The sequence below is a fragment of the Streptococcus cuniculi genome (genome assembly GCF_004570575.1).
Taxonomy (GTDB): Bacteria; Bacillota; Bacilli; order Lactobacillales; family Streptococcaceae; genus Streptococcus; species Streptococcus cuniculi_A.
In genome coordinates, this window is the sequence record NZ_SPPD01000002.1 from 91,371 (window position 1) to 103,963 (window position 12,593).

General features: G+C 43.7%; 12 protein-coding genes. 11 read left to right on the forward strand and 1 reads right to left on the reverse strand.

Features of this window, described 5'->3' with window-relative positions; genetic code table 11:
- Positions 1-3: 3 nt before the first annotated feature.
- Entirely contained in the window at positions 4-582 is a 579-nt protein-coding gene (locus tag E4T82_RS02095) for a CYTH domain-containing protein (protein WP_135181247.1), read from the reverse strand.
- 82 nt (positions 583-664) lie between these two features.
- Between E4T82_RS02095 and E4T82_RS02100 the strand changes: the two genes are divergently transcribed.
- The 11 genes from E4T82_RS02100 (at position 665) to guaC (ending at position 12,558) form a co-directional block, all read left to right on the forward strand.
- On the forward strand, positions 665-1,336 hold the full coding sequence (locus E4T82_RS02100; RefSeq protein ID WP_135181248.1) for a GTP pyrophosphokinase: 672 nt from the start codon (positions 665-667) through the stop codon (positions 1,334-1,336).
- Positions 1,320-2,138 carry an NAD kinase gene (locus tag E4T82_RS02105; protein ID WP_135181373.1) on the forward strand — a complete coding sequence of 273 codons (819 nt, stop codon included), beginning with the start codon at positions 1,320-1,322 and terminating at the stop codon, positions 2,136-2,138. Before E4T82_RS02100 ends, E4T82_RS02105 begins: the two co-directional genes overlap by 17 nt.
- A complete protein-coding gene (locus tag E4T82_RS02110; protein ID WP_135181249.1) occupies positions 2,138-3,034 on the forward strand; it encodes an RluA family pseudouridine synthase in 897 nt (298 codons plus the stop codon). Before E4T82_RS02105 ends, E4T82_RS02110 begins: the two co-directional genes overlap by 1 nt.
- Before the next feature lie 124 nt (positions 3,035-3,158).
- Entirely contained in the window at positions 3,159-4,154 is a 996-nt protein-coding gene (pta, locus tag E4T82_RS02115; protein WP_135181250.1) for a phosphate acetyltransferase, read from the forward strand.
- A gap of 1 nt (position 4,155) precedes the next feature.
- Positions 4,156-5,889, forward strand: coding sequence for an ABC transporter ATP-binding protein (locus tag E4T82_RS02120; RefSeq protein WP_135181251.1), 1,734 nt, complete (start codon positions 4,156-4,158; stop codon positions 5,887-5,889).
- Positions 5,879-7,612 (forward strand): ABC transporter ATP-binding protein, encoded by a 1,734-nt coding sequence (locus E4T82_RS02125; RefSeq protein WP_135181252.1) that lies wholly within the window; start codon positions 5,879-5,881, stop codon positions 7,610-7,612. Before E4T82_RS02120 ends, E4T82_RS02125 begins: the two co-directional genes overlap by 11 nt.
- 235 nt (positions 7,613-7,847) lie before the next feature.
- Positions 7,848-9,008: an A/G-specific adenine glycosylase gene (gene mutY, locus E4T82_RS02130; RefSeq protein WP_167753540.1), complete on the forward strand. Its 1,161-nt coding sequence runs from the start codon at positions 7,848-7,850 to the stop codon at positions 9,006-9,008.
- Between the two features lie 527 nt (positions 9,009-9,535).
- Positions 9,536-10,300, forward strand: a complete 765-nt coding sequence (locus tag E4T82_RS02135) for a trypsin-like serine peptidase (RefSeq protein ID WP_135181253.1) — start codon at positions 9,536-9,538, stop codon at positions 10,298-10,300.
- A 39-nt stretch (positions 10,301-10,339) separates the two neighbouring features.
- Positions 10,340-10,525: an RHS repeat domain-containing protein gene (locus tag E4T82_RS02140; RefSeq protein ID WP_135181254.1), complete on the forward strand. Its 186-nt coding sequence runs from the start codon at positions 10,340-10,342 to the stop codon at positions 10,523-10,525.
- Positions 10,526-10,718: 193 nt separating this feature from the next.
- A complete protein-coding gene (nth, locus tag E4T82_RS02145) occupies positions 10,719-11,342 on the forward strand; it encodes an endonuclease III (protein WP_135181255.1) in 624 nt (207 codons plus the stop codon).
- 232 nt (positions 11,343-11,574) lie between these two features.
- A complete protein-coding gene (gene guaC, locus E4T82_RS02150; RefSeq protein WP_135181256.1) occupies positions 11,575-12,558 on the forward strand; it encodes a GMP reductase in 984 nt (327 codons plus the stop codon).
- Positions 12,559-12,593: the final 35 nt, after the last annotated feature.

The following is a 12,593-nucleotide window of genomic DNA, read 5'->3' on the forward strand; positions in this document are numbered from 1 at the left end:
GGGTTAGGAAGTGCTATTTAAAGTAGCAGCGGTACGGGCTACCTTGCTACTGGCATATTTAAAGGCAATGTGGCGGTGTTTGAGATAGTCTTCAAAGGCCTTTTTCCCTTGTTCGGCATCTTGGACCTCGACTTCTAGTTCATAGTCTTTCTGGCCTTGATAGGCATTTTCATCAAGAGCCATCAGGCCAATCGCAGTCTCTTTTTCATAGCGTTTCGTAGTCAACTGTCCCCAAACTGTCAAGTTTTCAAGGGCTGTTTTCGTCTGTTGAATCAGGCTTAAAATGTCGCCCTTAGGCAAGTCTACCGTTTGGAGGATGGTTTGTGCCTGCTCCAAAGTCAAGTCTTGATTGTATTCTTGATTGCCGATATCCTGCGGGATTTTTAAGGTCAACTCCGCTCGGTCTTCTAAGGTGCGGATGCGTAAGGCGTGACGGTGTTTGCGTAGGCTAAACTCCGGCGTATCAATGTAATAGTTGGTCTGGATAACTGGCGTTACATCGGAAAATTCTGCTAACAGACGTTGAAATTCTGTCTCAGTCAGCAGTGTCTTGTATTCAATTTCTAAATGATTTTTTTTCATAGGACAAAACCTTTTCGTATGGTATAATGGTTCTTGTGCTATTCTATTATAAAAACTAGTATTTGACAAGAAAGGAGCAGCCATGGAAATGAATTGGGAAGAGTTCCTAGATCCGTATATTCAAGCGGTTGGGGAATTAAAAATTAAACTGCGTGGCGTCCGCAAGCAATATCGAAAGGCCAATAAACATTCTCCGATTGAATTTGTGACAGGGCGTGTCAAACCGATTGAATCGATCAAGGAGAAGATGGCTTTGCGCCATATCCAACTGGAAAATTTAGCTCAAGATATGCAGGATATAGCAGGTGTTCGGGTCATGGTGCAATTTGTCGATGACGTGGAAGAAGTGCTTGAGATTCTTAGGAAGCGAAAAGACATGCGGATTGTTCATGAACGCGATTATATCAATAATATGAAATCGTCAGGCTACCGTTCCTACCATGTCGTGATTGAATATCCGGTTGACACCATTAACGGCAATGAGACGGTGCTGGCTGAAATTCAGATTCGCACCTTGTCCATGAACTTTTGGGCTACGATTGAACATTCCTTGAATTATAAGTACAAAGGAAATTTTCCAGAAGAAATCAAGCAACGTTTGGAAATTACGGCTAAGATTGCTTACCAATTAGATGAGGAGATGCGCAAAATCCGCGACGATATTCAAGAGGCACAGGCTTTGTTTGACCCAGCCCATCGCAAATTGAATGACGGAGTGGGAAATAGCGATGATACAGATGAAGAATACAGATAGAAAAAAAATCGCTCTACTGAGTAGCAAAAATCCTAAAAGTCAAGTGGTGATGAATGAACTGTGGACTAAATTAAAAGAAGCGCAGTTTATTTTGACTCCCAAAAATCCAGATATTGTAATTTCAATCGGTGGTGACGGCATGCTCTTGTCCGCCTTTCACAAGTATGAAGCCATCATGGATCGGGTCCGTTTTGTCGGTATCCATACAGGGCATCTTGGCTTTTATACGGATTACCGCGACTTTGAAGTCGATAAATTGATTGAGAATTTGAAGTTGGATACAGGCGCGCGTGTGTCTTATCCGATTTTACATGTCCGGGTCAAGCTGATGAACGGGCGTGAGATTGTCATGCGAGCCTTAAACGAAGCCACTATCAAACGCTTATCAAAGACGATGGTTGCAGATATCTTTATCAATAAGGTTCCTTTTGAACGTTTCCGAGGGGATGGGATTTCCGTATCGACCCCGACAGGTTCGACAGCCTATAATAAATCTCTAGGAGGCGCGGTCTTACATCCGACCATCGAAGCTTTGCAGATTGCAGAGGTTGCGAGCTTGAATAACCGTGTTTATCGGACCTTGGGATCTTCGATTGTCGTACCAAAAAAAGATAAGATTGTCATTGAGCCCAAGCATGATGATAGGTATTCTATCTCAATTGATAATCGGACCTTTGTCTATGACAATATTGAGCAGATTGACTACCAGATTGATAATAGTAAGATTCATTTTTTGGCGACGCCGAGCCATACAAGTTTCTGGAATCGGGTCAAGGATGCCTTCATCGGTGAGGTGGAGTAATGCGGTTTGAATTCATCGTGGATCAGCATGTGAAAATCAAGACTTTTTTGAAAAAACACGATATTTCAAAAGGCTTGTTGGCAAAGATTAAGTATGAAGGTGGAGCTATTGTCGTCAATGGGCAGCCACAGAATGCGACCTATTTGCTAGACATCGGGGACCATCTCCGCATTGAGATTCCAAGCGAGGAAGACTTGACAGGGAAGTTAGAGCCGATTGCCCATCCCTTGGATATTGTTTATGAGGATGACCATTTCATGCTGATCAATAAGCCAGCAGGTTTTGCCTCAATTCCGAGCGTCTTACATTCGTCAACGATTGCAAATTTTGTCAAGGGCTATTATATAGAGCAGGGCTATGAAAATAAGCAAGTTCACATTGTAACGCGTCTCGATCGTGACACGTCAGGTCTTATGCTTTTTGCCAAACATGGCTATGCCCATGCGAGGCTGGATAAACAGCTTCAGCAAAAATTGATTCAAAAACGCTACTTTGCCCTGGTTCATGGTGCAGGTCAGCTGGCACAGAGTGGTGACATTATTGCGCCAATCGGTCGGCCAGAAGATAGTATTATCACGCGTTGCGTGACCCCGATAGGAAAACATGCCCATACTTCTTATGAGATTGTTCAGTCTTGGGGTGATGTGCATCTGGTCGATATCCGTTTGCATACGGGGCGAACGCACCAGATTCGTGTACATTTTGCCCATATTGGTTTTCCCTTGTTAGGAGATGATTTGTACGGTGGTAGTATGGAGCATGGGATAGAGCGGCAGGCCTTGCATTGTCATCGGATTGTTTTTTTTAATCCATTTACAGAAAAAGAACTGATCAGTGAAAGCGATTTGACAAATGACTTTAAAAGCGTTATCATGAACTTGCAAGATAAAATTTAGAAAGAGGTATATCCTTTCCGTTGAATTTAGTACTAGGCAATGCGGCGCAGGCATAACTGGAGTTAGGCAAGGGCGCATTAACGACGCAATAAAGAAAACGAAAATGGCTATAAAGGTAATTAAAATGGGAATTCGTTCACTATTTGGTGGTTTACGTGAGAAGATTGTTGGACAACAAGTGAAAATTGTCTTTCCAGAAGGAAACGATGAGCGCGTGGTGCGTGCTGCTGCACGTCTGAAATTCGAGGGATTGTTGGATCCAATTATTCTCGGTGACCCTGATGATGTGCGCGGTCTATTGTCAGAGTTTGGATTTGCAGACCCACACTGTACCATCATCAATCCAAATGAATATGCGGATTTTGAAGCAATGAAAGAAGCGTTTGTAGAAGTTCGTAAAGGGAAAGCAACGATGGAAGATGCAGATAAATTGCTCCGCGATGTCAACTACTTCGGTGTGATGCTCGTGAAAATGGGTTTGGCTGATGGTATGGTGTCAGGTGCTATCCATTCAACAGCTGATACAGTGCGTCCAGCGCTACAAATCATTAAAACCAAACCAGGTATTTCTCGTACATCAGGTGTCTTCTTGATGAACCGTGAAAATACCAATGAGCGCTATGTCTTTGCGGATTGTGCGATTAACATTGATCCAAACGCCCAAGAGTTGGCTGAAATTGCTGTCAATACAGCAGAAACAGCAAGTATCTTTGACATTGAGCCAAAAGTTGCCATGTTGAGCTTCTCAACAAAAGGTAGTGGTAAAGCCCCTCAAGTTGATAAGGTAGCAGAAGCAACACGTATTGCTAAGGAGTTGGCGCCAGATTTAGCCTTGGATGGTGAATTGCAGTTTGACGCAGCCTTTGTACCAGAAACAGCGGCTATCAAAGCACCAGATAGCGATGTAGCTGGTCAGGCAAATGTCTTTGTCTTCCCAGACTTGCAAGCAGGAAATATCGGCTACAAAATTGCGCAACGCTTGGGAATGTTTGATGCTATCGGGCCAATCTTGCAAGGATTGAACATGCCTGTTAATGACCTTTCTCGTGGTTCAAGCGCGGACGATATTTACAAACTTGCTATTATTACTGCTGCGCAAGCCCTAGAAAACGAAAAATAAGATGAGACGATTTAGGGAGTATGGGAATGGCTATGTAAAGGAAGCAATTTTTGCTCCTTTGTTCAAATTCTTAGAAGCCTGTTTTGAGCTAGCTGTCCCTCTTATCATTGCCTTTGTTGTTGATACCATAATTCCTCATAGCAATCACGAACAGCTGATTGCTATGATTTTATTATTGGTTCTTTTTGCAGTAGTTGGTGTGATTGTGGCACTTACCGCCCAATATTATTCAGCCAAGGCAGCAGTAGGCTACACCAAAGAACTAACTCAGGATCTCTACAAAAAAGTCTTATCCCTCCCCAAGTCTAGTCGTGACCATTTGTCCAGTGATAGCTTGCTAACACGTTTGTCGAGCGATACTCTGCAGATTCAGACGGGCATTAACATCTTCTTGCGCCTTTTTTTGCGGGCACCGATTGTGGTATTTGGTTCTCTCGTGATGGCTTTTTACATCAGTCCTAGCTTATCACTAGATTTTTTGGCCATGATTGCCCTATTGTTTTTGATTGTTTCTGCCGTTTCAGTCATGGCGAGCAGGTTTTACCTCCTCATGCGTAAAAGCCTTGACCGTCTAGTAGGGCAGGTTCGGGAAAGTCTAACGGGCATGCGGGTTATCCGTGCTTTTGGACAAACCTTGCGTGAAATACGGTTTTTCCAACAGGTCAATCTGACCTATACCCGAGAGCAATTAACTGCTGGTTTTTGGTCCTCTTTACTGACCCCAGCTACCTTTTTGGTGGTTAATAGCACGCTGCTTATTTTGCTGTATCAGGGGAAACTAGCCATTGGTCAAGGGAGTTTAAACCAAGGTATGCTGGTTGCCTTGATTAACTATCTATCGCAAATCCTGGTGGAATTGGTGAAAATGGTCATGGTCATTTCGACTTTAAACCAAAGTTTTACCAGCGTTGGTCGCTTGAATGAAATTTTTGAGCAGAAATCAGAAGATATTGAACAGCCGTTTCCGTATGCCAGTGTGTCAGAGGTGTGGACCTTGGTGGTGGACGATTTGTCTTTTACCTATCCTAGTGCAGCAGAACATGCCTTGACAGCTCTTTCTTTTAGGGCTAAAAAAGGAGAATTTTTTGGTATCATCGGAGGAACGGGTGCTGGAAAATCAACCTTGGTCGACTTGTTGGTGCAACTCTATCCTGTAGCTCCTCAGCACCTAGCTTTATTTAAACCAGATGGGCATTCGCCTGTCAATTTGAGAGAATGGCGTGAGCAATTTGCTTGGGTTGGCCAACAGGCCCAGCTCTTTAGCGGAACGATTCGCTCCAATCTCTTGCTTGGTCGGCAGTCTGCATCAGATGAAGATTTGTGGGAGGCATTAGAGATGGCGCAGGCCAAGGACTTTGTCCTTGAAAAAGGTGGATTGGAAGCAGAGGTTGAGGCATTTGGACGTAATTTTTCAGGAGGCCAGCGCCAGCGGTTGACCATTGCACGCGCCCTCTTGCAGGAGGCGCCAATTCTGATTTTAGATGATGCGACCTCAGCCCTTGATTATCTGACAGAACGCAGGTTACTGACAGCGATTCAAACGGCTTTGCCAGATAAATTGCTCATCATGATTTCCCAGAGGACCAATAGTCTTTCCCAGGCAGATCAGATTTTGGTCTTGGATCAAGGACGGCAAGTTGGATTAGGAAGCCATGAGGAATTATTGCGGACCTGTGCAATTTATCAGGAGATTGATCAGTCTCAACATTGTCAGGAGGTGTCTCATGAAGACTAAGACAAGTTTGTCTCAACTCCTAGCTCGTATCTTGCGGCAGCCTATTCGGGCCCTGACTATTCTCATCGGAAGTCTAGGACAGGTGATATTGTCTGTTTATCTACCAGTCTTGGTTGGGCAGGCAGTAGATGCGGTGTTGGTCCAAGGAAATACAGACCGCTTTGTCCAGTTGTTGGTGAGAATGGCGCTGGTCATTGTACTCAATACCCTTATCCAGTTCTTTTTACCACTTTTCATCAATCAGCTGATTTTCCGCATGATGAATGAGCTACGCCAAGAGGTCTATGAGAAAATCCATCGTTTGCCTCTGGCTTATATGGACCGTCAGAGTATCGGGGATATTGTTGCCCGCATTACTAGCGATAGCGAACAATTAACCAATGGCTTGACCATGATTTTCAGCCAATTTCTCATCGGTGTGCTCACCATTTTCCTAACGATTTTTAGTATGGCAAGGCTGGATCGAACCATGATGCTACTGGTGGTAATATTGACTCCAATTTCTCTGTTTGTCGCCCGCTTCATTGCTAAAAAAAGTTATGGGTATTATCAACAGCAGACTCAATCGCGTGGGCAACAGACCAAGTTACTGGAAGAAAGTATCCGACAGTTGCCCCTGATTCAGGCCTTCAATGCTCAGGAGCAATTAATCAACCAGTTTGAGGAAGTCAGCCAGACCTATGCGACCTATTCGCAATCAGCGATTTTTGCTTCTTCAACGAGCAATCCGATGACCCGTTTTATTAATGCCTTGATTTATGCCTTGTTGGCTGGACTTGGTGCCATGCGGATTATGGCTGGAAATTTCACCGTGGGAGAACTCACGACCTTTCTCAATTATGCTAGTCAATATACAAAGCCTTTCAATGATATTTCGTCAGTCTTATCAGAATTGCAGAGTGCCCTTGTCTGTGCAGAGCGGCTCTTTGAAATCTTGGAGGAAGAGTCTGTTGAAGAAGGGAATGTATTGTCGCTGATAGAAGAAGAGGTACGCGGAGAAATTCGCTTTGAAGAGGTGGATTTTTCCTATAATCCTCTTCAGCCTTTGATTGAAAATTTGACTGTTCATGTTCCATCGGGTGCTAGGGTAGCTATTGTGGGTCCGACTGGGGCTGGAAAATCAACGGTTATCAATCTTTTGATGCGTTTTTATGAGGTCAATAAAGGCCAAATTTTACTGGACAATGTCCCCATTTCGCGTTACAGCCGTAAGGATGTGCGCCGTCAAATCGGTATGGTCTTGCAGGAAACGTGGATGAAGACAGGAACAATCCATGAAAATATCGCCTATGGCTATCCCGAGGCGACACGTGAAATGGTGATAGAAGCGGCCAAAGCTGCCAATGCTGATTTCTTCATTCGGCAGTTGCCACAAGGTTACGATACAGAATTAAGAGATGGCGGAGCTTCCCTGTCTCAAGGGCAACGACAATTGCTATCGATTGCGCGGGTCTTTGTCCATCTCCCTAATATTCTCATTTTGGATGAAGCGACGTCGTCCATTGATACACGGACAGAAATTCTTGTCCAGCAGGCCTTTGAACGTCTGATGCAAGGTCGGACAAGCTTTATTATTGCTCATCGCCTATCTACTATCCAGTCCGCTGATATGATTTTGGTCATGGTGGCTGGTCAGATTGTGGAACAAGGTAATCATGATCAACTCATGCAGGCAAAAGGATTTTATTACCAATTGCAGACGAGCCAGGGAGTTACTGAATAGGGAAGTTGGACAGAGCAAGGAGTTGCAGATAGAACTGGCGTTCATCAAAGCGACTGAACGATATCCAACCTTTATTTCATTCATTATAGGTATGGAATTCTGCAGGAGGTCGCTACCGTCCGCAGCACAAAAGAATTTTTTCTTCAATCTAAGAATAGAGGCTGGACATTTGTCCAGTCTCTATTCTTAGATTGTGAACTAGGGAAATGGGTGATTTTTATGATATACTGGTTACATGTTTGATTTTAAGAAATATGGCATTGAAATGTGGCCACAGGAGAAGATAGTAGCATTTCGAAAAGCCTTGCTTGATTGGTATGATGAGCATAAACGGGATTTACCATGGCGGCACACAAAAGACCCTTATGCGATTTGGCTGTCTGAAATCATGCTCCAACAGACGCGGGTCGATACGGTTAAGTCCTATTATGAGCGCTTTTTGTATCACCTGCCGACCATTCGAGATTTGGCAGAAGCGCCGGAAGAGGTGATTTTGAAACTCTGGGAGGGGCTGGGGTATTATTCCCGAGTGCGGAATATGCAAAAGGCTGCCCAGCACATGGTGGCCGACTTTGGTGGTGCTTTTCCAAATACCTATGCAGAAATTGCTAGTCTCAAAGGCATTGGTCCTTATACTGCAGGTGCGATTGCCAGCATCGCCTTTGACTTACCAGAGCCAGCTGTTGACGGCAACGTCATGCGAGTGATGAGTCGTTTGTTTGAGGTGGATTATGACATTGGTGTACCAGGAAACCGCAAAATTTTTCAGGCTATCATGGAAGAACTGATTGATCCAGACCGCCCTGGAGATTTTAACCAAGCTCTTATGGATTTGGGTTCAGACATTGAATCACCTATCAATCCACGCCCTGAAGACAGTCCTGTCAAGGAGTTCAGCGCAGCGTATCTTAATGGAACAATGGACAAATATCCGATAAAGGCACCAAAGAAAAAGCCTCGACCAGTTGCTTACCAAGCCTTTATTATCCGAAATGAAAAAAATGAGTTTCTACTGGAAAAAAATCAGCAGTCTAATTTATTGGCAGGATTCTGGTCCTTTCCCTTGATAGAAAAAGGAGCTGTCATGCTCCCGCAAGTGTCTTTGTTTGAGGTGACAGAAGACGGTCCACAAGTTGATGTTCGTAAGGAATTTTGCAAGCTCTATCCACTAACAGTCGAATGGCAGGCAGATGAATTTTCGCCAGTTCAGCATATCTTTAGCCACCGCAAATGGCAGATTGAGCTTTTAGAAGGACTTACTTCAAACGAAGCATTTCAAACAGACCGAGAAGTGCAGTGGGTTGTAGTCGAAGATTTTCATCGCTATCCTTTTGCTAAACCGCAGCAAAAGATGTGGGACAGCTACTTAGCTGGAAAACAGCGAAAGAAACTTTGATTCACTCGCTTATGTATGGATGGAAGTGTTGATAGACTCTTTTAATTGCAGCATAAATAAGCTACTTGTTGTGCAGATTGATACTGTATCTTGAAAAGTTTGAAAGTGAATTACAAAGATGTTCAAAACGATGGTAAAGCAAAAGGTGAGCAAGTATGGCTTAAAAGTATATGGCTTATAATATATTGTATATTGATTGTAGTATGTATGCATAGATGACAGGATTTTCTATAATCAATAGTGAAGTAGCTCAGGTGAGATAGTTTAATTATTGTGCTGTTACAAATGTCTTACCGTGCTAGATTATGTTCACATGTTAAGATCTCTTCAAGATTTGATTGGAAACCTACAGATAATAAACAGACAGATGCCCCTTTATTTTAAGCAATCGTTAAGGATTTGACACTAGAATAGGACTAAAAGTAAGCGTTTTACAAGCAAGGGGCGGCTGGTACTCATGCACCAAGCATGCATGGGATTTCCCTTGTTTCTAACTGGCTGTATAAAACGGAAAGGAAAGTTTTCATATGAAACAAACATATTATCTTCGGTTTGCGATTGCAGGTGTCCTATTGCTTGCGAGTAGTGGTCTAGTTGCTTGTTCCAATTCAACGAATCAATCAACCAGTATTCCAACACAATCCATGGGAGGAGAGACAAGTAAAGGCAGTCGTGAACAAATCACGGATATAGCCTCTAGTCAGTACAGCGCCGTTGCGCGAATTCAATCGAAAACAAACTCAGAAGAGTTTGGCACAGGAAGTTTTATTTCCCCGGACACCCTTATGACGAACAGGCATGTTTTAACAGCACTTGAAAAAGCTGAGGATACAGTTGTGCGTGTTGTAACGAAAGATAATAAAGAAATAGAGCTTCCCGTGAAGTCATTTGCGATACCAGACGACGAAAGTATGGATGTAGGGATTGTAAAGTTGAAAGAACCGATTAGCTCGAACGAGCAGTTACAGCATATTAAACCCTTTGCCTTGGCAGATGAGGCCACCATTGAGAAGGTCAAAGCGAGCCAGTTTATTCGGACAGTGGGGTATCCGGGGGATAAGGAGCTGGGTAGCTTGTGGGATAGTAAGGGGACAATTACAGAACGAGACGGTAACTTCTTGAGCTTTACTGCCCCAATTGCTGGAGGTTCTTCAGGCTCTCCTCTTTTCAATGATAAGAATCAAGTGATTGGCCTTGCGAACGGTTCGACAATGGAGGGAGATAAAAACCCGATGTCCTTTGGCTTTTTGATTGATGCTACCATAAGAGACTACATTACAAAACACAGCTAGAGTCACCTAAACACCTCCAAACTTGAGGAAGAGCAGGGAGTGGTCTCATCACAGGGTACAGCTTATGATGCGACTAATCGTATGGTGACCAAGAAAGACAATCAAGACCTCAATGAATCTTACACCTATGACAAGGCACACCGTATTACAGAAATCCGTCATTCAGACAAGAAGAATAAGTTGCTTTCAAGTTATGTCTATGAAACTGATGCTGGAGATTTTTAGCTGGAAATAGTGGTGGGGATATGAAGATGTAAAGAGTCTACGATCTGGGCAGCTTTATGGCTATGCAGGCAAGGGCAGTTGCACCAGTTGTGAACGGAGAAGTGGATACGTTAAAGATACTCTGTTTTTTCATTTGTCCTAGTCCTGTGCTATAATAATAGATAGTGAAAAATGAAAAAAGAAGTGAGAGTATATGGTATTATCAAAAAAACGTGCGCGAAAAGTGATTGAAGAAATTATAGCCCTCTATCCTGACGCGAAGCCTAGTCTGGACTTCCGCAACCATTTTGAATTGTTGGTAGCGGTCATGCTATCTGCTCAGACGACAGATGCGGCAGTCAACACGGTAACCCCAGCCCTTTTTGAAGCACTGCCGACCCCTGAGAAGATGGCAGCAGCCAGCGAGTCCGATATTGCAGGCTATATTTCAAGGCTAGGACTGTACCGCAACAAGGCTAAATTTCTTAAAGAATGTGCCCAGCAATTACTCAGTCGCCATGGAGGTACCGTGCCACAGACAAGGGAAGAATTAGAAGCTCTATCAGGAGTGGGACGCAAGACCGCTAATGTGGTGATGAGTGTTGGCTTTGGCATTCCAGCCTTTGCGGTAGATACCCATGTGGGGCGTATCTGTAAACACCATGATATTGTCAAAAAATCAGCGACACCTCTGGAAACGGAGAAACGGGTTATGGAAGTTCTCCCCCCAGAATTGTGGCTCAAAGCGCATCAGGCGATGATTTATTTCGGGCGTGAGGTCTGCCATCCCAAGAATCCCGAATGTGCCAACTATCCCCAATTATATGAATTTGATTAAATTTTTCTTATCGCAATCTATCGATTGCGATTTTTTGAATCGGGATACATAAAAACCGAATGATATCCATTTTTAACAAACATAAATTTAAGAAATGGCGAATATTTGAAAATCATATAGTTTTTAAATTGACAAAATACAAACGTTTCTGTATAATAAATTAAGGAAACGCCATGGAAGGCGTAGCGATGCACGTAGCATAGGTAGGTCATTATCTTAAAGGAGAGCTGAAATGCTGAACGAATTCCCTATTTTTGACTATGAAGACATTCAATTGATTCCCAACAAATGTATCATTAAGAGCCGCTCAGAAGCGGATACTCGGGTGACCTTGGGGAGTCACAGCTTCAAATTGCCTGTTGTACCAGCTAATATGCAAACCATTATTGATGAAAAACTAGCGGAGCAATTGGCAAAAGAGGGGTATTTCTACATTATGCATCGTTTTGATGAAGCAGGGCGGATTCCCTTTATCAAGCGCATGCACGAACAGGGCTTGATTGCCTCTATCTCAGTGGGGGTAAAGGACTACGAGTACGCCTTTGTCAGCCAGTTGAAGGCTGACGCGCCTGAATACATTACCATTGATATTGCCCATGGCCATGCGGATAGTGTCATCCAAATGATTCAGCACATCAAGAAAGAATTGCCAGAAACCTTTGTCATCGCTGGAAACGTTGGAACGCCAGAAGCCGTTCGTGAATTGGAAAATGCAGGGGCAGATGCGACCAAAGTCGGCATTGGACCGGGGAAAGTCTGTATCACAAAGGTCAAAACAGGTTTTGGAACTGGTGGTTGGCAGTTGGCTGCACTTCGCTGGTGTGCCAAGGCTGCACGGAAACCGATTATCGCAGATGGGGGGATTCGTACTCATGGCGATATTGCCAAATCCATTCGCTTTGGAGCCAGCATGGTGATGATTGGGTCACTCTTTGCAGGTCACATTGAAAGCCCAGGAAAAACGATTGAAGTAGACGGCGAGCAATTCAAGGAATATTACGGCTCTGCTTCTGAATACCAAAAAGGTGCGTATAAAAATGTTGAAGGAAAGAAGATTCTCCTACCGGCCAAAGGGCATTTGGGCGATACCTTGATTGAAATGGAGCAAGACTTGCAAAGTTCTATTTCCTACGCCGGTGGAAAGGACTTGTCAAGTTTGAAACACGTGGACTATGTCATCGTGAAAAACTCCATTTGGAATGGCGATGCCCACTAGTAGCTACCAACAAATCTGCTGAATACGCTATTCAG

Bases quoted from the DNA above. Each gene is read 5' to 3' on its own strand.
- E4T82_RS02095 (WP_135181247.1), bottom strand. From the start codon at position 582: ATGAAAAAAAATCATTTAGAAATTGAATACAAGACACTGCTGACTGAG.
- E4T82_RS02100 (WP_135181248.1), top strand. From the start codon at position 665: ATGGAAATGAATTGGGAAGAGTTCCTAGATCCGTATATTCAAGCGGTT.
- E4T82_RS02105 (WP_135181373.1), top strand. From the start codon at position 1,320: ATGAAGAATACAGATAGAAAAAAAATCGCTCTACTGAGTAGCAAAAAT.
- E4T82_RS02110 (WP_135181249.1), top strand. From the start codon at position 2,138: ATGCGGTTTGAATTCATCGTGGATCAGCATGTGAAAATCAAGACTTTT.
- pta (WP_135181250.1), top strand. From the start codon at position 3,159: ATGGGAATTCGTTCACTATTTGGTGGTTTACGTGAGAAGATTGTTGGA.
- E4T82_RS02120 (WP_135181251.1), top strand. From the start codon at position 4,156: ATGAGACGATTTAGGGAGTATGGGAATGGCTATGTAAAGGAAGCAATT.
- E4T82_RS02125 (WP_135181252.1), top strand. From the start codon at position 5,879: ATGAAGACTAAGACAAGTTTGTCTCAACTCCTAGCTCGTATCTTGCGG.
- mutY (WP_167753540.1), top strand. From the start codon at position 7,848: ATGTTTGATTTTAAGAAATATGGCATTGAAATGTGGCCACAGGAGAAG.
- E4T82_RS02135 (WP_135181253.1), top strand. From the start codon at position 9,536: ATGAAACAAACATATTATCTTCGGTTTGCGATTGCAGGTGTCCTATTG.
- nth (WP_135181255.1), top strand. From the start codon at position 10,719: ATGGTATTATCAAAAAAACGTGCGCGAAAAGTGATTGAAGAAATTATA.
- guaC (WP_135181256.1), top strand. From the start codon at position 11,575: ATGCTGAACGAATTCCCTATTTTTGACTATGAAGACATTCAATTGATT.